The sequence below is a fragment of the Micromonospora sp. NPDC007230 genome, from assembly GCF_042869115.1.
GTDB lineage: Bacteria > Actinomycetota > Actinomycetes > Mycobacteriales > Micromonosporaceae > Micromonospora.
This window is the reverse complement of record NZ_JBIAFE010000001.1, coordinates 290,681-313,992: the sequence shown is the minus strand read 5'-3', so window position 1 is coordinate 313,992 and position 23,312 is coordinate 290,681. Positions and strand designations below refer to the sequence as shown.

General features: G+C 73.2%; 16 protein-coding genes and 1 pseudogene. 8 read left to right on the top strand and 9 right to left on the bottom strand.

The genetic code is table 11. The features are described 5' to 3' along the window. Positions 1–22 precede the first annotated feature (22 nt). Positions 23–1,327, bottom strand: a complete 1,305-nt coding sequence (locus ACFYML_RS01535) for a sensor histidine kinase (RefSeq protein WP_387418742.1) — start codon at positions 1,325–1,327, stop codon at positions 23–25. 387 nt (positions 1,328–1,714) lie between these two features. Here ACFYML_RS01535 and ACFYML_RS01530 point away from each other — a divergent pair, with 387 nt between their 5' ends. The 6 genes and pseudogenes from ACFYML_RS01530 to ACFYML_RS01505 form a co-directional block, all read left to right on the top strand. Further along, positions 1,715–2,485 (top strand): redox-sensing transcriptional repressor Rex, encoded by a 771-nt coding sequence (locus tag ACFYML_RS01530; protein WP_387418741.1) that lies wholly within the window; start codon positions 1,715–1,717, stop codon positions 2,483–2,485. Beyond that, a complete protein-coding gene (locus ACFYML_RS01525) occupies positions 2,482–3,855 on the top strand; it encodes a glutamyl-tRNA reductase (RefSeq protein WP_387418740.1) in 1,374 nt (457 codons plus the stop codon). Before ACFYML_RS01530 ends, ACFYML_RS01525 begins: the two co-directional genes overlap by 4 nt. Beyond that, positions 3,852–4,847 carry a hydroxymethylbilane synthase gene (gene hemC, locus ACFYML_RS01520; RefSeq protein WP_387418739.1) on the top strand — a complete coding sequence of 332 codons (996 nt, stop codon included), beginning with the start codon at positions 3,852–3,854 and terminating at the stop codon, positions 4,845–4,847. Before ACFYML_RS01525 ends, hemC begins: the two co-directional genes overlap by 4 nt. After that, entirely contained in the window at positions 4,844–6,424 is a 1,581-nt protein-coding gene (locus ACFYML_RS01515; RefSeq protein ID WP_357438429.1) for a uroporphyrinogen-III synthase, read from the top strand. The genes hemC and ACFYML_RS01515 overlap by 4 nt, the downstream gene beginning before the upstream one ends. Positions 6,425–6,436: 12 nt before the next feature. Next, positions 6,437–7,420 (top strand): porphobilinogen synthase, encoded by a 984-nt coding sequence (gene hemB, locus ACFYML_RS01510; RefSeq protein ID WP_387418738.1) that lies wholly within the window; start codon positions 6,437–6,439, stop codon positions 7,418–7,420. Positions 7,421–8,144: 724 nt separating this feature from the next. After that, positions 8,145–8,285, top strand: a pseudogene (locus ACFYML_RS01505) (helix-turn-helix domain-containing protein); the annotation flags it as partial. Positions 8,286–8,683: 398 nt separating this feature from the next. Here ACFYML_RS01505 and ACFYML_RS01500 read toward each other — a convergent pair. The 3 genes from ACFYML_RS01500 to ACFYML_RS01490 form a co-directional block, all read right to left on the bottom strand. After that, positions 8,684–11,956 (bottom strand): lamin tail domain-containing protein, encoded by a 3,273-nt coding sequence (locus ACFYML_RS01500; RefSeq protein WP_387418737.1) that lies wholly within the window; start codon positions 11,954–11,956, stop codon positions 8,684–8,686. A gap of 93 nt (positions 11,957–12,049) precedes the next feature. Next, on the bottom strand, positions 12,050–13,066 hold the full coding sequence (locus tag ACFYML_RS01495; RefSeq protein ID WP_387419009.1) for a GNAT family N-acetyltransferase: 1,017 nt from the start codon (positions 13,064–13,066) through the stop codon (positions 12,050–12,052). 73 nt (positions 13,067–13,139) lie between these two features. Continuing rightward, a complete protein-coding gene (locus ACFYML_RS01490; RefSeq protein WP_387419008.1) occupies positions 13,140–14,516 on the bottom strand; it encodes a lytic murein transglycosylase in 1,377 nt (458 codons plus the stop codon). 56 nt (positions 14,517–14,572) lie between these two features. Between ACFYML_RS01490 and ACFYML_RS01485 the strand changes: the two genes are divergently transcribed. Continuing rightward, positions 14,573–14,794, top strand: a complete 222-nt coding sequence (locus ACFYML_RS01485) for a zinc ribbon domain-containing protein (protein ID WP_073834410.1) — start codon at positions 14,573–14,575, stop codon at positions 14,792–14,794. Positions 14,795–14,949: 155 nt separating this feature from the next. After that, positions 14,950–17,751 (top strand): ATP-binding protein, encoded by a 2,802-nt coding sequence (locus tag ACFYML_RS01480; protein WP_387418736.1) that lies wholly within the window; start codon positions 14,950–14,952, stop codon positions 17,749–17,751. 79 nt (positions 17,752–17,830) lie between these two features. Here the strand turns inward: ACFYML_RS01480 and ACFYML_RS01475 are convergent, their stop codons facing one another. From ACFYML_RS01475 to ACFYML_RS01455, 5 genes are all read right to left on the bottom strand, one after another. Continuing rightward, positions 17,831–18,373 carry a phospholipase gene (locus tag ACFYML_RS01475; RefSeq protein ID WP_387418735.1) on the bottom strand — a complete coding sequence of 181 codons (543 nt, stop codon included), beginning with the start codon at positions 18,371–18,373 and terminating at the stop codon, positions 17,831–17,833. A gap of 165 nt (positions 18,374–18,538) precedes the next feature. Then, the gene (locus tag ACFYML_RS01470; protein ID WP_387418733.1) at positions 18,539–20,197 is read right to left on the bottom strand and encodes a glycoside hydrolase family 10 protein; all 1,659 of its coding nucleotides are present in this window, start codon (positions 20,195–20,197) and stop codon (positions 18,539–18,541) included. Between the two features lie 304 nt (positions 20,198–20,501). Then, positions 20,502–21,509 carry a glycoside hydrolase family 43 protein gene (locus ACFYML_RS01465; protein ID WP_387418732.1) on the bottom strand — a complete coding sequence of 336 codons (1,008 nt, stop codon included), beginning with the start codon at positions 21,507–21,509 and terminating at the stop codon, positions 20,502–20,504. Then, positions 21,506–22,330 (bottom strand): carbohydrate ABC transporter permease, encoded by an 825-nt coding sequence (locus ACFYML_RS01460; protein ID WP_387418731.1) that lies wholly within the window; start codon positions 22,328–22,330, stop codon positions 21,506–21,508. The genes ACFYML_RS01465 and ACFYML_RS01460 overlap by 4 nt, the downstream gene beginning before the upstream one ends. Before the next feature lie 10 nt (positions 22,331–22,340). Continuing rightward, positions 22,341–23,306, bottom strand: a complete 966-nt coding sequence (locus ACFYML_RS01455; protein ID WP_387418730.1) for a carbohydrate ABC transporter permease — start codon at positions 23,304–23,306, stop codon at positions 22,341–22,343. Between the last annotated feature and the right edge of the window lie 6 nt (positions 23,307–23,312).

Here is a 23,312-nt window from a genome sequence, read left to right as displayed (position 1 = left end):
CGGTCCGCCCTCCGGGTCCCCGTCAGCGGGGCAGTTCGGCATGGACGAGGGTGGGACCGCCGGCCGGGCTGGACACGTCGAGCACGCCGCCGGCCGCCCGTACCCGGTCGGCGATGCCGCTCAGGCCGTGCCCCTTGGCCAGGTGGGCGCCGCCCACCCCGTCGTCCGCCACGCCGATCTCCAGCCGGCCGACCCGGCTGGCCACCTCCACCCGGCAGGCCGTGGCCCGGCTGTGCTTGGCGACGTTGGTCAGCGCCTCGGCCACCACGAAGTACGCGGTGCTCTCCACCGCCGGGTCGAGCCGGCCGCCGGGCTTACCCAGGTCGTCGTCGACCAGCAGCTCGGTGGGGACCAGGGCGCGGGCGGCGAGGGCGGCCAGGGCGCTCGGCAGGCCCCGGTCGACCAGGATCGGCGGGGCGATCCCCCGGGAGAGGGCGCGCAGCTCGTCGAGGGTCTCCCGGGTCTGGGTGACCGCCTCGTCCAGGGTCCGGCCGGCCGCCTCCGGGTCGACGGCGAGCTGCTGGCGGGCCCGGCTGAGGTCCATGGCGAGGCGGACCAGCCGCTGCTGCGGGCCGTCGTGGATGTCCCGTTCCAGCCGGCGCAGCGCGGACGCCTCGGCGGAGGCGGCGGCCCGCTTCTGCTCCTCCAGCGTGGTGATCCGGTGTCGCATCTCGGCCACCCCGGTGAGCAGGGAGCGGGCCAGGCCGGCCTGGAGCCGGGCGCAGCCCCGGGCCACCAGCGGCAGGGTGAGCAGGCAGAACAGCCCGAACGAGGTGTTCAACGCGATCCGCGGGACGGGCCCGACGCCCATTCCGAGCAGTTCGCTGAGGTCCTGCTGGCCGGGGCCGTGCGGGATCGCCCAGTCGTACGTGAAGTAGAGCGTGCCGCCGACGGCCACCGCCCACCAGACCAGCACGATCACGAAGGTGGGCAGCGTCACCAGCAGCTTGACGAAGGCGTGCAGCAGGTCGAGCCAGGACTGGGCGTCGCGCATCGGCACCAGGAGCCGCCGCCAGTAGCCCGCCCCGGGCGCGGGAGTCAGGTAGACGGGGCGGACCCGGGGTTGGCGGAGCACGGCGGGCAGCCGGAGCCGCTCGAGGTCGGCCAGCGCGCGGGCCGCGTACAGGGTGCCGGCGAGCACGGGCAGGCCGAGGGTGGTCACCAGCAACCCGGCGGTGAGGGAGATTCCCACCACGGCCAGGACGAAGCCGACCAGCGCCAGCGGCAGGCCGGCCAGCACATAGCCGGAGTCGCGCAGGAGCCGCCGGCCGAGGCCGGGGGCGGGTGTGGTGGGAGTGGGTGCGGTGGCCAGCGGTACGGCGGTCATGCATCGAGGCTATGGGCCGGCGCCCGCAGCACCCATCCTGTGCACCGGCCTCTCCGGGGTGAGGTTCTCCCTACCCCGGGTGGGGAAATCGCCGCGTCGTCCGCGACACAGCGCAACCAGGCGCGTGCGATTGGTCAGAGAAGTCGGGATTGAGCAATAATCGCCGAGCGGCGCCTACCGAGCGCGGTCAATCGATCTTGTGAACTGGAGGGGCAGGTGGAGGCACGTCGCGGGCCAGCAAGATCGCGATTTGTGCACCCCTTCACAAGCGCCTACTCTGTAGTTCCGACGCGCCCTGCTAGCACAGCCGGCACCATCGGTCGCCAGCGGGAGTCCCGAAACGACCGGCCGCCGACGCTGGTCGAGGATCGCACCGCACGGAGTCTCATGAGTCAGCACCGTCACCCTGGCGCGCCCGGTCGCGCTGGTGCCGTACCGGCGCTCCCGGACCTGCCCGAGGCGACCGTCGCTCGGCTCCCGGAATACCTCCGTGCCCTGCACAATCTCGCCGAAACCGGCCACGAGACGGTGTCCAGCGAAGGGCTGGCCAACGCCGCCGGGGTGAATTCGGCGAAGCTGCGCAAGGACCTCTCCCACCTCGGCTCGTACGGCACCCGCGGGGTCGGCTACGACGTCGGGCTGCTGGTCGATCAGATCGAGTTCGTGCTCGGGCTCACCCAGCGCCGGGCGGTCGCCCTGGTCGGCGTGGGTAATCTCGGTCACGCCCTGGCCGGCTACGACGGCTTCGCGAGCCGCGGCTTCCGGATCGCCGCGCTCTTCGACGCGGACCCGTCCCGGGTCGGCGAGGAGATCAGCGGCCTGACCGTCCGGCACGTCGACGAGCTGCCCCGAGTCGCGGCCGAGGAGTCGATCTCGATCGGCGTGATCGCCACCCCGGCGTCCGCCGCGCAGGCGGTGGCCGACCAGCTCGTCGCTGTCGGCGTGACGAGCATCCTCAACTTCGCGCCGTGCGTACTCTCAGTTCCGGAGGGGGTCGACGTGCGCAAGGTCGACCTCGCGATCGAGCTGCAGATCCTGTCCTTCCATGAGCACCGCAAGGCGTCGCTGACCGCGCTCCCCGCCACCGGCGGGTCCGCCCTCACCGCCCTGCCCGGCGGGCTCGCGGCCACCGACACCCAGGAGGCGATCGGCACGTGAAACTGCTCGTCGTCGGCGCGTCCTACCGCACCGCCCCGGTTGCCACGCTGGAGCAGCTGGCGGTCCCGCCCGCCGATCTCACCCGCACCCTGGACCGCCTGGTCGCCCAGCCGTACGTCGCCGAGGCCGTGCTCGTCTCCACCTGCAACCGGGTGGAGGTGTACGCAGCCGTCTCCGGCTTCCACGGCGGCCTCGGCGACATCTGTGCGGTCCTGGCCGAGCAGGCCGGCTGCCCGCCGGCGGCGCTCGCCAACCACCTCTACGTGCACTACGACGTCGCCGCCGTCGACCATGTCTTCCGGGTCGCCGCCGGGCTGGACTCGATGGTGGTCGGTGAGGCGCAGATCCTCGGCCAGCTCCGGGACGCCTACCACTCGGCCAGCGACACCGACTCGGCCGGCCGGCTGCTGCACGAGCTGATGCAGCAGGCGCTGCGGGTGGGCAAGCGCGCGCACGCCGAGACCAACATCGACCGGGCCGGTCAGAGCGTCGTCACCGCCGCCCTGGACCTGGCCGCCGACCTGCTCGACGGCGACCTGGCCGGCCGGCCCGCCATGGTGGTCGGCGCGGGTGCGATGGGCTCGCTCGGCGTGGCCACCCTGTCCCGGCTGGGCGCCGGGCCGCTGACCGTGACCAACCGGGGCGCCGACCGGGCCGTCCGGCTGGCCGAATCGTACGGTGCGAACGCCGTGCCGATGGCCGAGCTGGTCGACGCGCTTTCCACAGTGGACATCGTAGTGGCCGCCACGGCGGCCACCGAACCGGTCCTCACCCGCGACGTGGTGGCCCGGGCGACGGCCCGGCGGGACGCCGGCCGGTGCCCGCTGGTCCTGCTCGACCTGGCCGTCCCGCGCGACGTCGAGGAGGGCGTCGCCGCGCTGCCCGGTGTCGAGGTGATCGACATCGACCGGATGGCGGCCATCCTCGCCGACGGTCCCGCCGCCGCCGACGCCGCCGAGGTGGCCCGGATCGTCGGCGGCGAGGTCGAGGCGTTCCTCAGCTGGCTGCGCGGCGCGGACGTGGCACCCACCGTGGCCGCGCTGCGCGGACGCGCCGACGACGTGGTCACCGCTGAGCTGCGCCGGCTCGCCCAGCGCCGCCCCGACTTCACCGACGACCAGCGCGCCGAGGTCGCCCGCACCGTGCACCGGGTGGTGCAGCGGCTGCTGCACCAGCCGACCGTACGGGTGCGCCAGCTCGCCGCCGAGCCGGGCGGTGACCAGTACGCCGCCCTGCTGCGCGAGCTGTTCGACCTGGAGGTGCCGCAGACCTCCCCGGTCGACACGGTGCCCGACGTGGTGGCGACCGACACCGACGGCCGCTCGTCGTTCGACGCCCTGGACTTCCCGCCCACCGGAGGTGCGCGATGACCGCTCCCCTGCGCCTCGGCACCCGGGGCAGCGCCCTGGCGATGGCCCAGTCGGGCCATGTCGCCGCGGCCCTCACCGCGGCCACCGGCCGCGAGGTCGAGCTGGTCGAGGTGGTGACCGCCGGCGACCGCTCCGCCGCGCCGGTGCACCGGCTCGGCGTCGGGGTCTTCGTCTCCGCGCTGCGGGACGCGTTGACCGCCGGCGTCATCGACTTCGCCGTCCACTCGTACAAGGACCTGCCCACGGCGGAGGCCCCCGGCCTGCACATCGCGGCGGTGCCGCCCCGGCAGGACCCGCGCGACGCGCTGGTCGCCCGGGACGGCCGTACGCTCGCCGAGCTGCCGCCCGGCGCGCGGGTCGGCACCGGCGCGCTGCGCCGCATCGCCCAGCTGCACGCGCTGGGGATGCAACTCGAGGTCACCCCGATCCGGGGCAACGTGGACACCCGGCTCGGCCGGGTGCTCGGCCCGGACGCCGACCTGGACGCCGTCGTCCTGGCCCGGGCCGGGCTCGCCCGGCTGGACCGGACCGACGTCATCACCGAGACGCTCGACCCGATGCTGATGCTGCCCGCGCCCGCCCAGGGCGCGCTGGCGGTGGAGTGCCGGGCCGACGACCAGGACCTGATCGAGCTGCTCGCACTGCTCGATCACGCACCGTCCCGCGCCGCGGTCGTCGCGGAGCGGGCACTGCTGGCCACCCTGGAGGCCGGGTGCAGCGCGCCCGTCGCCGCCTACGGCGTCCTCGCCGAAGGCGAGCCAACCGGCTCAACCGCCGAGGGCGATGTTGTCCAGGAGATCTACCTGCGCGGGGCGGTGATCAGCCCGGACGGTTCCCGTGACATCCGGCTGTCCCGCACCGGAACGCCCGCCGACGCGGCGGAGATCGGCAAGGCACTCGCCGCCGAACTCCTCGAACTCGGCGCCGACACGATCCTCGGCCAAGAAGGACACGCCGGTCCGGGGACCCAGCAAATTGGGAGCACAGAATGACCCGCACCCGTAAGCCCGCAGGCCGTATCGCGTTCGTCGGGGCCGGACCCGGCGACCCGGGCCTGCTGACCCGCCGGGCGCACGACGCCCTGGTCGACGCCGATCAGGTGGTGTACGACCGGGGAATCCCCGAGTCGCTGCTCGACCACGTCCGCGCCCAGGCCAAGTCCGACGCCCAGTTCAGCCCGGCCGAGGGCGTACCGGGGGATGTGGCGAAGGTGCTGATCTCCGCGGCCCGCTCCGGGCAGAACGCGGTGCACCTGGTCGCCGGCGACCCGTTCGGTCACGACTCGGTGGTCAAGGAGGTGCAGGCGGTGGCGCGTACCGCCGCGCACTTCGAGGTGGTCCCGGGCGTCGGCCAGGCCGAGGGGGTGGCCACCTACGCGGGTGTGCCGCTGCCGGGGGTGCGGACCGTGGCGGACGTCGAGGACGTCACCGCGCTGGACTTCGACGCGCTGGCCGCGGCTGTCAGCCGGGGCTCGCTGGCCCTGGCCGTGGACGCCGGTGACCTGGCCGCCATCCGCGACGGCCTGCTGGCCGCCGGAGTGGCCGGCACCACCGCCGTCGGGGTGACCGGCGACGGCACCGGCGAGACGCAGTACACCACCACGTCGACCGTGGACTCGTTCGTCGCGGCGGCGCTCGGTTTCACCGGGCGGGTCGTGCTCACCGTCGGGGAGAGCGTCAGCCAGCGGGACAAGCTGAGCTGGTGGGAGAACCGGCCGCTGTACGGCTGGAAGGTGCTCGTCCCCCGGACCAAGGAGCAGGCCGGCGTGATGAGCGCGCGGCTGCGCGCGTACGGGGCGATCCCGTGCGAGGTGCCGACCATCGCGGTCGAGCCGCCGCGTACCCCCGCCCAGATGGAGCGGGCGGTCAAGGGCCTGGTCGACGGCCGGTACGCCTGGGTGATCTTCACCTCGGTGAACGCGGTCCGGGCGGTCTGGGAGAAGTTCGCCGAGCACGGCCTGGACGCCCGGCACTTCGGCGGCGTCAAGATCGCCTGCATCGGCGAGGCCACCGCGGACGCGGTACGGGCGTTCGGCATCCAGCCGGAGCTGGTGCCCTCGGGCGAGCAGTCCTCGGAGGGCCTGCTGGCCGAGTTCTCGCCGCACGACGAGATCCTCGACCCGGTCGGGCGGGTGCTGCTGCCGCGCGCCGACATCGCCACCGAGACCCTCGCCGCCGGGCTCACCGAGCGCGGCTGGGAGGTCGACGACGTGACCGCGTACCGGACTGTCCGGGCGGCGCCGCCGCCGGCCGAGATCCGCGACGCGATCAAGTCGGGCGGGTTCGACGCGGTGCTCTTCACCTCGTCGTCCACGGTCCGGAACCTGGTCGGCATCGCCGGAAAGCCGCATGCGCGTACCGTGGTTGCTGTCATCGGGCCCAAGACGGCGGAGACGGCGACGGAGTTCGGCCTGCGGGTCGACGTGCAGCCTGCGCACGCCTCGGTGCCCGATCTGGTGGAGGCGCTCGCCGCCTACGCCGTCGAGCTACGCGAGAAGCTCGCCGCCATGCCGGCCAAGCAGCGCCGGGGCTCGAAGGTGCAGGGGCCGACCGCCCTGAGGTTCCGCTGACAGGAGGCTCCCGTGCCGTACCCCGAGATCCGGCCCCGCCGGCTGCGCCGTAACGCAGCCGTGCGGCGGCTGGTCTCCGAGACCCGCCTCGACCCGGCCGAGCTGGTGCTGCCGATGTTCGTCCGGGAGGGGCTGACCGAGCCACGAGCGGTCGCGTCCCTCCCGGGGGTGCTCCAGCACTCCCGGGACTCGCTGCGCAAGGCCGCCGTCGAGGCGGTTCAGGCCGGTGTGGGCGGGCTGATGCTCTTCGGGGTGCCCGCCGAGCGGGACGCCACCGGCTCGGGCGGCCTCGACCCGGACGGCATCCTCAACGTCGCCATCCGGGACGTCGTCGCCGAGGTCGGCGACGCCACCGTGGTGATGAGCGACCTCTGCCTGGACGAGTTCACCTCGCACGGGCACTGCGGCCTGCTCGCTCCGGACGGCGCCGTGGACAACGACGCCACGCTGGAGGCGTACGCCCGGATGGCGGTCGCCCAGGCCGATGCCGGGGTCCACATGGTCGGCCCGTCCGGGATGATGGACGGCCAGGTCGGCGTGGTCCGTCGGGCCCTGGACGCCGCCGGACACCAGGACGTGGCGGTGCTCGCGTACGCGGTCAAGTACGCCTCCGCGTTCTTCGGCCCGTTCCGGGACGCCGTCGAGTCGGCGCTGGAGGGCGACCGGCGCGCCTACCAGCAGGATCCCGCGAACCTGCGGGAGTCCCTGCGCGAGGTCGAGCTGGACGTGGCCGAGGGCGCCGATCTGGTGATGGTCAAGCCGGCCCTGCCGTACCTCGACGTGGTGTCGGCGGTCCGGGCCGCGGTGGACGTCCCGGTCGCCGCCTACCAGGTCTCCGGCGAGTACGCGATGGTCGAGGCGGCCGCCGTGAACGGCTGGGTCGACCGGGAGCGGGTGATGCTGGAGACGCTCACCTCGATCCGTCGGGCCGGCGCGCAGATCATCCTCACCTACTGGGCCGTCGAGGCGGCCAAGCTGCTCCGCGAGCGCTACTGAACGGCGACCGGGTTCGTTCCCAGGCTGTTACGAGGCGGTACAACCGGGCGGCCGGGCGCGGTGCCTGCGCCGCCGCTCCGGGTGGTGCCTGCGCCGCCGCTCTGGCGGCGTCACTGGGGCCCCGAGGCGGCGTCTCCGGGGCCAGCGCGTCTGTGGCACGAGCACGGTCGGCTCGGCGAATCGGCCTGGAAAGTGGACGGGTGCTGCGGCTGAGCGGCTCGTCACCCTCAGTGCTGGCCTCCGTGCTACCTGACCCCCTACTCGCTCACTTTGCTCTGCAGCCATCCACGCAGCAGCAACGCACCGTGTCCGATGCGTATGTGGCTGCAGAGCAAAGGGGGATGGGGGTGGCTCGGGTCGGGCGCCCCGGCGGGGCTATTTGTCCGATTGGGGGTTTCTGCGGGCATCGGCTGAGGTGGTTCAGGCCTCTGGCGGCCTTGGTGGTGTCACCCAGCGTCATGTTCACGTGGAGTGACGACTAGTCGGCCCGTCGGCCCGTCACCCATTGGCCCATTGGCCCATCGGCCCGTCGGGCCGGCTCGGCCGGCGCATCAGCACAAGCCACCGACGCGGTCGCGGGGTTGTCCACAGGCACCTTGGTTGTCCACAGCCGAGCGGGTCGGGGTTGTCGCGGTGCCGCCCACGGCGGGAGCGTGGCGGTGTGACCGAGCCCGACACTCCCGAACAACCCGGCCTGACCGAGGAGGCCGGGGAACCGCCCACGATGCTCACCGAGCCTTTCGACGCCCCATGGCCCGCGGCCGGGATCGTCCGGGCGGTCCGCCGCCGGGCCGACGCCAGCCAGCGGGAGCTGGCCCGATTCGCCGGGGTGCATCCGACGACCATCGGCCGGGTCGAGGCGGGCTCTCTTACGCCGAGCATCGCCATGCTGCGCCGGATCATCAGCGTGGCGGGGTTCCGCCTCGCCGTGGTCGACGACTCGGGTCGGGTGCTCAAGCCCATGCGCGACCGCGCCGACCTGCGGGACGGGGCGGAGCGAAGGTATCCGTCCCACCTCGACGTCGTCACCGATCCCGAGCCGGGGGAGTGGTGGGCCGACCGGTACGGCCTCGCCCGGCCACCGGAGACCTTCTATCGCGACCGGGCGGTCCGGGACGCCCTGCGCCGGCGCAGCCAGTGGGAGGTGCGGGTGGCCAAGTACCGGGGCGTACCGCCCCGCCCCGGCCGCGACGGGGCACCCACGAGATCGGCCCGCCGTCCGGCTGGTGAGCCGGACGGCGGGCCGCTACGCGGAACGGACCGTCAGTCGTCGTTCAGGATGGTGCCGACGGCGACCGGGTCGGCGAGCCGGAGCCCCGGCACGCCCGCCACGTACAGGGTGAGCTGCTCGTCCGCCTCGCGCTTCTTGTCACCGCGGACGGTCACCGGGAAGGCGAGCGAGGTCTGGCCGGCGGCCAGCGTCAGGCAGCCCACGTACGGGTCGTAGTCCGACCCGGCCTGCGCGGTGGTGCCGTAGGTGGCGGCGCAGATCAGGACCGGCTCGGACAGCGGCCGGGACACGGTCACCGTGAACGCCAGGGTGCTGGTGCCCTTGTTGCCCTCGACCACCGAGGCGTCGGCCACGCTCAGCGACGCCCGGGAGCGGAACCGGGCCACCTGCGGGTCGTGGTCGCTGGCGCCCCGGTCACCGAGGCCCTCGGCGTCGGTCGGGTAGTCGGCGTTGATGTGCGCCGCGCGGATCTGCACCAGGTCGTCGTGGAGCTTGCCGTTGGCGAACAGGTTGTCCAGTGTCTGCGCCTGCCCGTTGAAGGTGTACGAGTAGGCCGCCGCCGGCACGTCCGCCGCCAGGTCGTCCCAGAGGTTGTGCATCCCGGCCTGGTAGAGCGGGGCGAGCTGGTCCGACGGGGTCGGGTTCTCCCCGGTCGCGATCGGGTCGTCCGGCCGCGGGAAGACGTTCAGGTCACCGCCGTAGATGACCCGGGCGTCCGGGTCGCTGGCCTCGATGGCCCGCACCAGCGCGGCCCCGTACGCGGCCTGCTCCCGCCGCTGCCCGACCCGGGTGTCCGGCCCGGACGAGTAGTGGTTGCTGATCGCGTAGAGCGGGTAGTGCTCGGCCGAGCCCGGCGCCGCCGCCACGGTGAACTTGGCCAGCTGCGCCGCCCGGGTGTAGACGTTGGCGCCGTCCACGCCGGTGGAGCGGTCCACGTCGGCCGGCAGCACCGCGTTGAACGCCTTCGGGTTCTGCACGTCCGCGTTGGACGGCAGCCCCGCCGAGCGGTACTGCACCGTCGGGGCGGTGCCCAGCAGCGGGTCGGTCGCGGACGCCGAGGCCAGGGTCAGCCGGTCCGTGCGGTAGAGGAACGCCGAGGTGATGCCCCGGGCGTCCGAGCCGGTCCGGTCGTACGCCGCCGCGTAGGCGGGACCACCGTTGGCCGCGATGGCCAGCGCCAGCTCCTGGACGGTGTCCGGCGCGCCGTCGGCGTTGTTCGTGTCGCCGCAGACCAGCTTGCCGTCGGCCACCGCGCAGATGTCCTGGTCCTCCGCCTCCTGCACCATGACCAGATCCGGGCTGTGCAGCGCGTTGACGATCTGCCGGGCCTCCACGTTCAGCCGGGCGGCGTACTCCGCCTCGCTGGCCGGCACGTAGTCGAACGGCGGGTTGACCCCGGTGCAGCCCGCGTTGCCGGCGAAGTCGCAGCCGTCGAACGGGTCGTCCCGGTAGTCGTACAGGTTCTCCAGGTTGTAGGTGGCGACCGCGACCTCGGCGTGCCGGTCCGCCGGCTGCGGCGGGTTGTTCTTCGCCGGATCCGCCCCACCGGTCAGCGTCAGCTGCTCCGGCTGCACGCTGTACTTGCTGAACGCGTACGAGATGGCCCCGTAGGCGTCCTCGGTGAGCGTGTCGTACGTGCGGGCCTCGGGCAGCAGCGCGGTGGAGTCCCCGGCGGTCGCCTTCACGCCGCCGGCGCCCAGCAGGATGCGCTGGTTGTTGCCGTTGTCGAAGAGCGTGCCCGGGATGTCGTCCAGCGGGTGCGCGTCCCGGAACACCCGGCGGGCGTACGGATCGGTCCGCTGCATGATCGGGTCCTCGCGGTCCACCACGTAGATCTCCGAGTCCGCGGTGGAGGCGAAGATGTGCCGCGGCGCGGACACGCCGCTGCCGGAGCGGACCCGCATCCGGGTGCCCTCGTGCCGCTCCCAGTACCGGGCGGCGGCGGCCGCGTCGGCCGGCGGCTGGGCGTCATCGACCTGCACGACGCTGTCCACGTCCAGCCCTGAGTCGAGCTTGCGGACCAGCGAGGCGCTGGAGAGCTGGGTCTGGTTGAAGAACTCCGAGACCCGGGCGCGCAGCACCACCTCGTCGCCGACGGTCGGCGCGTAGCCGCCGATCAACGTGGTGAACGAGCCCATGAAGACGAAGACGCCGTCCGAGGTGAGCGGGTCGCCGTCCTCGGTGCCCGTGCGGCTCTGCAGGTAGAAGCCGTACTGGTCGGCCCCGGCGGAGCTGCGGGTGAGCGACTTCTGGGTGATCACGCCGCGCACGTCGTGGAGAGCGGAGCTGGTGCCGTTGCCGCTGGCCGGGGCGAGCGGTGACCGGTCGGCGCTGCCATCCTCGTCGTCGCGGGTCTGGCCCTGCACCTCGCCGACCGACAGCAGGGCGGTGGCCTGCACGGTGAGGGTGCAGGTGGCGGTGCCGCCGTCGGCGTCGGTCGAGGTCACGGTGACCGCGTACGAGCCGGCCGGGAGGCCGGTCGCGGTCACCGTCGCGGTGGCCGTGCCGCCGACCCCGTTGGCCGGGCTGAAGGCGGTACGGCTGATCGAGCCGCTCGCCGGCGCAGGGCTGACCCCGGTGACCGCCAGATCGGTGACGGTGTCGTCGACGTCGCTGGCGGTGACCTGGCGGGTCGCCGTGGCGCCCAACTCGACGGTCAGCGTGCCGCCGCAGCTCAGCGTGGCCGGCTGGTCGACCGGGCCACCGTCGTCGATGGTGTGGCTGCCCAGCCCGTCGAAGGTGTCGGTGGGGAAGCCGGCCCACTGCACAGCCGGGTCGAACGGGTCCGACGGGTCGGTGTCGCCGGAGGTGACCGACGGCAGCCGGCGCAGGGTGTTGTCGGCCGTGCTGATGAGCCCGGTGCCCCACTCGGTGCCCGGGTCGACGCCGACCTGCCCGATCGAGTCGAGCACGGTGCCGCCCTTGCGCAGCACGATCGCGTCGTCGCCGTTGTAGAGCGAACCGCCGTACGTCTGGTCGGCCTGGGCGAGGATCGCGGGCGCGGCCGTGGCGGCGGCGAAGACGAAGACGTCGCCGGGGGCGACGGTGCCGCTCAGCGCGACGTTCGTCGACGTGCTGGCGCCGTTGAAGAAGAACTGGAGCTGGTAGCCGCCGGCGGCCAGGTCGACCGGGGCGCCGGTGCCGTTGTAGAGCTCGATGGCCTTGTTGTTGGACAGGCCCTCGACGTACTCGGAGATGAACAGGTCGGTGGGCGCGGCGCTGGCCGCTGGGGGCGCGACGCCGATGGCCGTCGCGGTGACGGCGGCGGTCGTCGCGAGCGCGGCGAAGATGCGGCGCGGGCGCATGGGGCCTCCACGTGAGTGGGCGGGAACTAACGAACGTTAAGAGTCGACCCGGTCCGACGTCCATCCCCCGGGTGGCCTGTTGGTGAACTTCCGTCAGCGCTGGCTGTCGAGCCGGTGCACCAGCTCGGCGACGTCCACGCTGTATTCACACCACTCGCGATCCGGGCGGTAGCCCAGCTCCGCGTTGACCTTCAACATCGCCTCGTTGGCCTGCGCGTTCCAGGTCTGCACCTCGGCCAGCTCCGGCTCGGCCGAGCGCAGCTCCAGCAGCATCCGCGCCTTGATGGCCCGGTCGATGCCGTAGCCGCGGTGGTCCCGGACGACGATGGTGTCGTACTGGTCGGCCCGGGTCGGGTGCTGCGCCGGCACCACCACCTCGGTCAGCCCGGCCACCTCGCCGGTCTGCTCGTGCAGGGCGAGCACGATGTACGGCTTCATGCCCCGCCGGTGCAGCGTGTCCAGGCTGTCCCGCAGCCGCTGCGGGTCGTACGAGCTGGGCCGGAGCTCACCGTCGTCCACATCGCGCACCTCGGCCTTGGCCCGGGCGTACGCCTCGATCAGGTCGTCCGGCGGGCCGCCCGGGCAGAACTCGAGGTGGTAGCCGGCGCCGACGCCGGTGGCCATCTCGGCCAGCGCCGGCCAGTCCACCGTGCGCAGGTCGAGCACGCTGCGGGTCTCGACGTATTCGCGGGTGAAGCCGAGCGACTCGTAGAACCCCAGGGCCGGGGTGTCGCCGACCACCTCCACGCCAATCGACTGGAAGCCCTCATCCCAGACCCGGCGGCCGGCCACCCGCACCAGCTCGCGGCCCAGCCCGGTGCGCCGGACGACCGGGTGCACCAGCACCTCCAGCACCCCGATACCACCGAGCAGCAGCACGTTGACGTGCCCCAGCATCGGGCTCGGGGTGCCGTCCGGGGCCGGTTCGGCCTGAGCGACCCAGGAGATCCGCCGCTCACCGGGCATGACCTCGGAGAGGTATTCCCGCAGGGAGCTCTCCCGCCAGGGCGGATCCTGCGGCAGGTCGGCCGCCAGGACCGCGTTCAGCGTGTCCAGCAGCGACGCGATCTCGGCGGACGACGCGGTTCGAGGGTCCCACTCGCGCACCATCACCCGTCTAGCTTGCCGGGAACGGCTGCTCGGGGGAAGGGTCCAGTTCTCGAAATGTACGCAACCGGTTACGTCACGTACCGCTCAGCCGTCCGTACTCGTTCGCCTTGTCGAAGACGTCCTGGGCGTAACGGCGCACGTCGTTGTAGGAGAGGATGGCGTTCCACCAGTCGCCCGGGATGGTCATGTTCCGGCCGCCCTTGCACAGGTACTGGCCGGCGGCCAGGGCGGCGTCATCGATGTCGTGCGGGTTCTTGACGCCGTCGTTGTCGGCGTCCGCGCCGACCTCCTGCCAGGTGCTCGGGATGAACTGCATCGGGCCGAGCGCCCGGTCGTAGACGGTGTTGCCGTCGAGGACGCCCCGGTCGGTGTCGGTGATCCGGGACCGCCCGCCCTGCCCGTCGAGCAGGTCGCCGAGGATGTTGGGCGAGGCGACCCCGTCCGGCTGCAGAGTGGCGCCGTTGGCCGCACCGTGCCGGGACTCGACGTATCCGATCGCGGCCAGCGTGGTCCAGCTGAGCTGGCAGCTCCGGTGGGTCTGTTCGAGCACCAGCTGGGCGTAGCCGTACGCCTGCAACGCGACCACCGGGATGCCGGTCGTCCGGCTCACCCGCTGGGCCCAGGCAGCCAGCGCGTCGGCCGGGCGGCCGGTCAGTGCCGGCCCGGTCGGCTGCCCGACGCCGGTCGGCTGGCCGGTCGCGCCGGGCAGCCCCGAGGGCAGACCGACCCCGCCGGGCGCCACGCCGCCCTGGGGTACGCCGCCGGCCGGCGCGGTCGCGGTGGCATCGACGGCGACCGGCTGCGGTTTGCGTACGGCCGCGGGCACCAGCAGCGCGCCGGCCGCCGCGGTGCCCGCGACCAGGACGAGCAGGAAGACACCGAGCACCGTGGTGCGCCCGCCGGGGCGGCGCAACCAGTCCCGGGTGGCCCGGGCCGCGCCGACGGCGATTCGCCGGGGCGGCATCCGGACCGCGTGCGCGAACGGCATCCGCCGCCGCCGACCGCCGGTCTTCGATTCGGGACCGCCCGCGGTGGTGGCGTCGGCCGGAGCCGGCTCCGCCTTCGTAGCGGTGGCGTCGGGCGAGGTCGCCTCCGCCTTCGTGGCGCTGGCGTCGGGCGAGGTTGCCTCCGCCTTCGTGGCGGGGGTATCGGCCGGGGCCGGCTCCGTCTTCTCGCCCGTCGGGGTCGGCTGCGGCTTGACGTCGGAGGCGTCCGCCGGGGTGGGCCCGACCTTCGTGCCGGCCGCGGTGTCGGCCGTCGACTGTGGCTTCGTGTCCGGGGCGTCGGCCGGGGGCGACTCCGGCTGGCGGGTGCTCCCGGCGGCGGTGCCGGTGGAAACCGGCTCCGTGGCCGGCCGGGGGCGGGGCACGGGAACCGGCCCGGCCGCCCCGTCGGGCGGTACGGCCGGTCGCAGGGGTCGGACCTTCGATCGCTCCTCGCCGTCCACCACCCGTCGAGTATCACCCATGCCCGCCGTGACGTCAGACCCGGTCGTACGCTGGTGGCATGCCCCGGTACGAGTTCCGCTGCCGCGCCTGCGGCGACACCTTCGAGGTCAACCGGCCGATGGCCGAGGCCGGCCAGCCGGCATCCTGCCCGCAGGGACACGCCGACACCGTGAAGCTGCTGTCGACCGTCGCGGTCACCGGCCGCGGTGGCGCCGGCCCGGTCGGCGGGGCGTCCGCCCCGGCCGGTGGAGGCTGCTGCGGCGGCGCCTGCGGCTGCTGACCTCCGGCGACCTCGTCTCGCCGGTCGATCCGTTCGTGCTGCCGGGGCCGCCCGGTGGGACCTTGGTCGGGTGCTGCCCGGCCGTTCTCACGATGCGTGATCGCCCGATCATAGGGCAGCATGGAGCCCGACGTCACGGGGCGGAGGTTCCACGCATGTCGCCACGGATCGACCTCCCGAGCGGATGGGTGACCTTCGTGTTCACCGACATCGAGGGCTCCACCCGGCTGGCCCAGCTGCTCGGTCCGGGCTACCCCGCGGTGCTGCGGGAACACCGCCGGCTGCTGCGCCACACGCTGGCCGACGGGGCGGAGCTGCTGACCGAGGGGGACTCGTTCTTCCTCGCCTTCCCGGACGCGGCCGCGGCGGTCACCGCCTGCCTGGCCGCGCAACTGGCCCTGGCCGGCCACGACTGGCCCACCCCGGAGGCCGCGCCCCGGGTCCGGATGGGCCTGCACACCGGATACGTGGAACCCCGCGACGGCGAGTACGCCAGCCCGGAGGTGCACCGGGCCGCCCGGGTGGCCGCCGCCGCCCACGGTGGACAGGTCCTCTGCTCGGGGGTGACCGCCCGGCACGCCGATCCGCTGCCGGCCGGAGCGTCCCTGTTGGACCTCGGGCTGCACCGGCTGCGCGGCTTCGACGACCGGGAGCGGCTGTTTCAGCTGGTCGCGCCCGGCCTGGAACGGAGTTTCCCCCGGCCGCGTACCGCCGACGCGGTGGCGCACAACCTGCCCACCCAGGTCACCTCGTTCGTCGGGCGGGAGGTGGAACGGGGCGAGCTGAAGCGGCTGGTCGAGACGTACCGCCTGGTGACCGTGCTGGGCGCGGGCGGTGCCGGCAAGACGCGGCTGGCGGTGGAGTTGGCCGGCGGGGTCGTCGAGGCCTACCCGGACGGGGTGTGGTTCGTCGACATCGCCGCGGTGACCGACCCGGGCCTCGTCGCGTTCGAGATCGCCGCGGTGCTCGGGCTCCGCCCGGAGCCCGGCCGCCCGATGGTGGACACCCTGGTGGAGTACGCGGCCGCTCGCCGGATGCTGGTCGTGCTGGACACCTGCGACGCCCAGCCGGCGGCCTCGGCCGCGGTGATCTCCCGACTGCTGGCCGGCGCCCGGGACGTCCGGGTGCTCGCCACCAGCCGGGAGTCGTTCGGCCTCCCCGGTGAGGCGGTGTGGCGGATCCCGCCGCTCTCGGTGGAGCCCCGCCCGGACGGCGGGGAGAGCGACGGGGTGGCCCTGTTGCTGGATCGGACGGCGGCGGCCCGGGGCGGCCGTGCGCCGGATCCCACCGAGCAGGTCGACCTGCGCCGGGTGGTACGCCGGCTGGACGGGCTGCCGCTCGCCATCGAGCTGGCGGCGGCGCGGCTGCGGGTGCTCTCCGCCGGGCAGCTCGCCGAGCGTCTCGACGACATGCTGGCCACGTTGGACGCCGGGCGGGAGAAGCCGGAGCCGCCCCCGGCGGGGGAGCCCGGCTGGAGCGGCAACCAGGACCCGGTCGACCCGGTGGCGGCCGGGGGCGGTCCGCCCGCCCCGGCGACCGGCGCGGTGCACCGCTCGGCCGCCGAACGGCACCTGACGATGCAGGCCACGGTCACCTGGTCGTACCGGACGCTCGGGGCGCGCTCGGCCCGGTTGCTGCGCTGGCTGGCGGTCTTCGCCGGCCGGGTGGACCTGCCGACCGTGCAGTGGCTGCTCGACGAGGATCCGCTCGACCCGCTCTCGGTGCTGGTGGACAAATCCATGGTGCTGGCCGAACCGCACGCCTCGGGCAGCACCTACCGGATGCTCGACCCGATCCGGGCGTACGCGGCCCGGCGGCTGGTGGAGGCCGGCGAGGAGCAGACCGCCCGAGAACGGCACGTCGCCTGGTGCAGCCACACCCTGCAACGCGCCCACCTGGGTTCGGACGGCCACCCGGTCACCCTCTCCCTGTACGCGCTAGACCCGCTCGCCGCAGAGCTGCGGGCCGCGCTGCGCTGGTGCGCCACCGGCGGCAGCGCCCGCACCGGGCTGCGGCTCGCCGGCATGCTGGACCAGTGGTGGCGGGAGCGGGGGCTGGCCCGGGAGGGGCGGCTCTGGCTGTTCCGGCTGTACGGCCGGATCGCCGAGACCGGCGAGGTGATCCCGGAGGCGGAGCTGGCCGCGGCCTACCACATGCACTCGCTGCACGCCGGCGCGGACGGTGAGTTCGCCGAGGAGCTGCGCTACTCGCAGCGGGCCGAGGCGGCCGCCCGGCAGGCCGGTGACCTGGGGCTGCTCGCCCGGGTGCTGGCGGGCCGGGCCGCGCCGCTGGTCGACATGGGACAGTTCGTGGAGGCGGAACGGGTCTGCCGCGAGGTGATCGACTGGGCGTACGCGCAGGACGTGGTCTCCGACGCGCTGCACGCCATCTACAACCTCGCCGAACTACTCTGGTGCCGGGGCGCGCTGGACGAGGCGGCCGAGTTGCTCGGCGCGGCCCGCCCGGTCGAGGCGGCCCGCCCGGTCGAGCGGGGGCGCCGCTCGGTGGACATGCTCCTCGGCATGGTGGCGCTGGCCCGGGGCGACCTGGTCGCCGCGCACGAGCACCTGCTGGTGGCGCTCCGTTCCCGGATGAACCACGGCTACCTGGGCCGGGCCTGCGACACGGTGAACGCGATCGCGGTGCGCTGCGCGCTGGGCGGGGACCCGGTGACCGCGGCCCGGCTTTTCGGCGCGGCCCAGGCCACCCGGGCGAACCTGCGGGCCACCCCCGGCATCTACGGGCCGTACTGGCTGGCCCGGCAGGCGGAGCTGCGCCGGGCGCTCGGCGACGCGGCGTTCGACACCGCGTACGGCGCGGGCGGCGAGCTGGCCCTGGAGGAGGCGGCCGCCCTGGCCCTCGGCGTCGACCACCCCGACCTCGCCCCCGACTCCCCCCGCTTCATCGCCCGCACCCGCTCATCCGCCCCGTCGCCGCGCCGCTCCACCGCGGGTTGATCAAGAAGTTCGTGTCGGGATGCCCGGCGGGCGGCGACGCGAACTTCTTGATCAGCCGGGTCGGGGCGGGGCCAGGCGGTCAGGAGCGGAGGGCGGCGCGGCGCTCGGCGTCGGCCTTGATGCGGGCGGCGCGGTCGAGGTCGGCCTGCTTGACTGCGGCGACGGAGCCGAAGTTCTTGACCGCCTGGTAGTACGTCCAGGCGAGGCTGGTGCAGGCCGGGCGGACCACCGAGTTGTAGGTGGCGCAGACCCGCTTCAGGTCCTCGTAGAAGGCGCTGTCGAGGCGCGCCTTGTTGGCCGAGAAGATGCCCATCGCCTTGTGGTTGCGGTAGCCGAAGTCGTGCCGGTAGCAGGAAAGCTCGAAGTTGAAGCCGAGCGGGTTGTCCGGGCTGGACGAGCAGTAGTCGGTCGACCAGTCGAAGGCGTACTCGGACCAGGCGGCCTTGTTCAGCCGGCCGGCGTTCCAGGCGTTGTAGCTGGTGGCGCTGGTCTGGGTCCAGCTCGACAGCACGCTGAGCTTCTGCTCACGGCTCACGGCGGCCTGCGCGGGCGAGGCGACACCGAGGGCGGTGAGCAGCGCGAACGCGCCGGAAGTGAGGACGGTGGCGAGGCGTCGGGACACGGGATCCTCCGCGGGTCGGGGCTCGGGACAAGGAGCACGGGTGATCACCAAGTGTCGACTTTCATCGATGGATGGGCAACGGCGGCCAGGCTACGGTTTGGTGACATACGTCGAAACAGACGAATGCCCCCGGTCGCCGGGGCGGCCGGGGGCATTCGAGGTGGGTCAGCGCACGACGCGCGCCGGGCTGGCCGGGCCCTCGTTCCAGACCCGGTCGAGCGCGGTCACGTAGTACGTGTAGCTCTGGCCGGCCGCCGCGTCGGCGTCCACCCAGGACTGCACGTCACCGTCGGTGCCCCGGACGGTCGCCACCAGGTGGGACGCGTCGGCGAAGGCGCACGCCTCGGCCTTCCCGGTGCCGTCGAACCGGTAGACGGCGTACGAGGTGGCGGTGCCGAACGGGCCGTTGCCGTCCGCCGGCTGCCGCCAGGTCAGGTGCACCCCGTCGGCCTGCCGGTCGGCCCCGGTGATCACCGGGAAGAGCAGCGGCTTGGCCGGCAGGTGCGCCATCGCCGGCACCAGCGCCGGACGGGAGTAGTGCTCGGCGGCGTAGTTGTCGGTGGCGCCGAGCCGGTTGGCCTTCACCTGCACCGCCGAGAAGTGCACGTTGCCGAGCACCTCCGGGTACGACCGGTTGAGCGTCAGGTGGTTCGACAGCTCGTTCGGGTTCATCCAGAACGACCCGTACGCGGGTTCACCGCTCTTGTAGTCGGCCTGGCCGATGTAGAGCTGCACCTTGGTGCCGCGCACCTGCTCGGCCCACCACGGCACCAGCCGGGCGTAGTCGGCGGCCGGGTACTGGCCGATGTACCAGTAGAGCTGCGGCACCACGTAGTCGATCCACTCCTCCTTGATCCACTTACGGGTGTCGGCGGAGATGATGTCGTACGACTGCGAGCCGGTGGTGTCCGAGCCGTTCGGGTCGGCCGACTTGTTGCGCCAGATGCCGAACGGGCTGACGCCGAACTTCACCCACGGCTTGACCGCCTTGATCTTGGCGTTCATCTCCTGGATCAGCAGGTTGATGTTGTCCCGCCGCCAGTCGGCCTGGTTGGTGAAGCCCCGGTTGTACTGCGCGAAGGTGGCGTCGTCCGGGTACTGGTACGTGCCGCTCGGGTACGGGTAGAAGTAGTCGTCGAAGTGCACGCCGTCGATGTCGTACCGGTTGACCGCGTCCATCATCGCGGTCTGGACGAACTCGCGGACCTCGGGGATGCCGGGGTTGTAGTAGAGCCGGCTGCCGGCGACCCCGGCCGGCGGGTAGGCGAACACCCAGTCGGGGTGCTGCCGGGCCGGCGAGTTCGGGGCGAGCTTCGACAGGTCGGCGCCGGCGCCGCCCGGGGCCGGCATGGAGACCCGGTACGGGTTGAACCAGGCGTGGAACTCCAGGTTCCGCTTGTGCGACTCCTCGACGAGGAAGGCCAGCGGGTCCCAGCCCGGGTCCTGGCCGCGTACCCCGGTCAGGTACTCCGACCAGGGCTCCACCGGCGACGGCCAGAACGCGTCCGCCGTCGGGCGGACCTGGACGACGACGGCGTTGTGGTTGAGCTGCTGGGCCAGGTCGAGCCAGCCCAGGTACTCCGCCTTCTGCTTGGCGACCTGGTCCGGCGCGGTCCAGGAGGCCTTGCTGGGCCAGTCGATGTTGGTCACCGAGGCGATCCACATGGCGCGGAACTGCCGCTTCGGGGTGGCCGGGTCGGTGGTGCAGGTGGTCGAGGAGGTGGTCGTGGCGTCGGTGTCCGCGGCGCGCGCGGGGGTGCCGGCGACGAGTGCGCCGAGCAGCGCCACGGCCAGCCCGGCGGCGCTGAGCCGAGTTGCCTTCATGCGGTGCGGTTCCCTTCGTTGGGCTCCGGGAGGTGTCGGGTGGCGACGGGCACCGGGGCGCATCCGGAAAGATTCGCCGCAGAGCATTCGCCGCCGGTAGGAAAATTTCATCAATCGCCAGGCGGCGCAAGACTTCCCGGCGGATCGATGCCCAGGTGGGACCGAACGCCCGAGGGTGACCCGCCGCACACTGCGGATCGTGGCCTCTCCGACACGGCTGGTGTCGGGTTACCGCTCCCGGTGCCGGGGTGGAGCGTCCCCGCCCTCCGCTGAGCCGCGCCCCGCGAGGCTCAGGGTCGCGCGGTCAGGGCCTCGGCTGGGGCTCGGCGGTGGGGCCATGGAGAACCGGTCTGCCGTCCTGCCAGACGAGTTCGTCCAGCCAGACCTGGCGGCCGGGGTCGACGCTGCCCTCCTGCCCCGGCGGCCAGGCGTGATAGAGCAGCCAGGTGCGGCCGTCCTGCGCCACCAACGAGGCGTGCCCGGGGCCGGAGGCGACCGCGTTGGACTTCAGGATCGGGTTCTCCGGGGCCTTTACGCACGGCCCGGCTGGGCTCTCGCAGACCGCGTAGCCCTCGGCGTACGTGTCCCGGTCGTAGGCGTTGGCGGCGAAGAAGAGGTAGAGCCGGCCGTCGTGCCGGTGCAGGAACGGCCCTTCCACCAGCGCGCCCTCCCACGCCTCGGTCTGCTTCAGCAACCTGGTCGGCCTGCCCGTCAGCCGCAGCCCGTCCGGGGAGAGGCGCTGCGACCAGAGCCAGGTGTCCACGCCGATCGCGTTGCCGTCGTTCTTCCACAGCAGCCAGAGGCTGCCGTCGGCGTCCCGGTAGGGGCTGGCGTCGATCGAGCCGCCCAGGTCGGCCTGGCAGATCAGCGGCCCGGACGAGTCGTCCCGGTACGGCCCGAGGGGCGTGGCCGCCACCGCGCGGCCCACGCACTGCCGCCCGGAGGCCCGGTCCGCGACGGTGTAGTAGAGGACGAACCGGTCGGGGCCGAGCTGGATCGCCTCCGGCGCCCAGGTCTTCCCGGCCTGGGCCCAGTCGGGCAGCTCGGGCAGGGCGTCCCCGGCGGGGATCCAGTCGACCAGGTCCGGGGAGGTGAGCACCGGGACGTTCCGGCCGCCGCTGTTGGTGTGGAACAGGTACCAGGTCTCGCCGACCCGGATCGCCTGCGGGTCGGGGGCGTCGGTCCGGACGACCGGGTTGGTGAACACACGCGCCTCCTCCGGCGTGCTCGACATTGGTTCGCTGCCGCAACCGGCGACGAGCAGCGCGGCGGCCAGGGCCGCGCCGCTGCGTCGGGTCCGCCGGCCGATCATCCCTTCAGGCCGCTGCGCGAGACACCCTGGATGATGTGTCGTTGGGCGGTGACGAAGAGGATCAGCACCGGCACGCTGGCCAGCACCGCCCCCGCCATGATCACCGGGTAGTCGGTGACGTAGGCGCCCTGGAGCAGGCCGAGGCCCGCGGGGAGGGTGAGCCGCTCCGGGCTGAACAGCACGTAGACCGGCCAGAGGAAGTCGTTCCAGTTGGTGAGGAACGACAGCACCGCCAGGGTGGCCAGCGCCGGCTTCGACAGCGGCAGCAGCACCCGGGTGAAGACCTGCCAGTGGTTCGCCCCGTCCAGCACGGCGGCCTCCTCCAGCTCGCGGGGGATCGAGAGGAAGAACTGCCGGAGGAAGAAGACCCCGAACGCGCTGGCCGCGCCCGGAACCACCACCACGGTCAGCGTGTCGAGCCAGCCCAGCCGATCGGCGATCACGAAGTTCGGGATGATCAGCGAGGTCGGCGGGAGGAAGAGCGTCCCCACGATCAGCGCGAAGCTCAGCGCCCGGCCGCGGAACCGCATCCGCGCCAGGGCGTACGCGGCCATGGTGGCGGTGGCCAGCACCAGCAGGGTGTGCAGGCTGGCCGCCAGCATGCTGTTGACGAACCAGCGCAGCACCGGGTTGGCGGTGTTGTTGATGATCTGGTCGTACCCGTAGGTGGAGAACGGGTTCGGCAGCCAGCTCGGTGGGTCCTGCTGCGCGTCGGCGTAGGTCTTCACCGACGTGAGGGCCATCCAGACCAGCGGGGTCACGAAGACCGCGGTGATCAGCAACAGGACGGCGTAGCGCACGGCCCCACGCAGACTCGTCATCGTCGCCCCCTCAGTCTTCCCGGTAGCGGAACAGCCGGAAGTTCAGGACGCTGACCACGGCGAGCATCAGCGCGAAGAGCACGCTCATCGCGGCCGCACGGCCGGCGTCGTAGTCCCGCAGCCCCTCGTCCACGATCCGCCAGACCACCGTCCGGGTCTCCTCGCCCGGCGCACCCTGGGTGATCAGGAAGGACTGCCCGAAGACGTTCGCCGAGGCGAGGATCGTGGTGGTCAGCACGAAGAGCAGCACCGGGCGCAGGCCGGGAAGCGTGACGTGCCGGAACCGGTCCCAGACGTTCGCCCCGTCCACCCGGGCCGCCTCGTACAGCTCCGCCGGAATGTCCTGCAGCCCGGCCAGGTAGATCACCGCGTTGAAGCCGCAGGTCCACCACACCGTCACTCCGACCAGCGACACCCAGGCCCACGGCACGTCGGTCACCCAGGGCGTGTCGGAGGGCAGGCCGAGCACCCCGAGCAGCCGGTTGACCAGACCCAGGTTGGCGTCGAGCAGGAAGCGCCAGAGCAGGCCGATCACCGCGACGCCGAGGACGTACGGGGCGAAGAAGGCGGCCCGGAAGAAGGTCCGCCCGGGGAAGGAACGGTTGAGCAGCAGGGCCAGCCCCAGGGGTACGACCACCAGCAGCGGTACCGACAGCACGGTGAAGATCGCGGTGGCCCGGAGGCTGGACCACCAGTCGCCGTAGATCGCCGAGTCGCTGGAGAAGAGGTCCCGGTAGTTGTCCAGCCCGATGAAGGGCCGGTGGGGCAGCTGAAGGTCCCACTGGTGCAGGCTGATCCAGACCCCGAAGAGGATCGGCAGCAGCCCGAACACCAGGAACAGGACCAGGTACGGCGCGAGGAAGAGGTAGGGGGTGGCCCGGTGCCCCCGCGCGGTGACGCCGCCCGGACGGCGCGTTCCGCCCGCCGGAGGCGGCGCGTCTCCGCGCGCCGCCCCGACCTCGATCACGTCCGCCACGGCGGA

What these genes read in the sequence shown, in the direction of transcription:
- ACFYML_RS01535 (WP_387418742.1), bottom strand. Translation starts at nt 1,327, where the DNA reads ATGACCGCCGTACCGCTGGCCACCGCACCCACTCCCACCACACCCGCC.
- ACFYML_RS01530 (WP_387418741.1), top strand. Translation starts at nt 1,715, where the DNA reads ATGAGTCAGCACCGTCACCCTGGCGCGCCCGGTCGCGCTGGTGCCGTA.
- hemC (WP_387418739.1), top strand. Translation starts at nt 3,852, where the DNA reads ATGACCGCTCCCCTGCGCCTCGGCACCCGGGGCAGCGCCCTGGCGATG.
- ACFYML_RS01515 (WP_357438429.1), top strand. Translation starts at nt 4,844, where the DNA reads ATGACCCGCACCCGTAAGCCCGCAGGCCGTATCGCGTTCGTCGGGGCC.
- ACFYML_RS01500 (WP_387418737.1), bottom strand. Translation starts at nt 11,956, where the DNA reads ATGCGCCCGCGCCGCATCTTCGCCGCGCTCGCGACGACCGCCGCCGTC.
- ACFYML_RS01495 (WP_387419009.1), bottom strand. Translation starts at nt 13,066, where the DNA reads ATGGTGCGCGAGTGGGACCCTCGAACCGCGTCGTCCGCCGAGATCGCG.
- ACFYML_RS01485 (WP_073834410.1), top strand. Translation starts at nt 14,573, where the DNA reads ATGCCCCGGTACGAGTTCCGCTGCCGCGCCTGCGGCGACACCTTCGAG.
- ACFYML_RS01480 (WP_387418736.1), top strand. Translation starts at nt 14,950, where the DNA reads ATGTCGCCACGGATCGACCTCCCGAGCGGATGGGTGACCTTCGTGTTC.
- ACFYML_RS01470 (WP_387418733.1), bottom strand. Translation starts at nt 20,197, where the DNA reads ATGAAGGCAACTCGGCTCAGCGCCGCCGGGCTGGCCGTGGCGCTGCTC.
- ACFYML_RS01465 (WP_387418732.1), bottom strand. Translation starts at nt 21,509, where the DNA reads ATGATCGGCCGGCGGACCCGACGCAGCGGCGCGGCCCTGGCCGCCGCG.
- ACFYML_RS01460 (WP_387418731.1), bottom strand. Translation starts at nt 22,330, where the DNA reads ATGACGAGTCTGCGTGGGGCCGTGCGCTACGCCGTCCTGTTGCTGATC.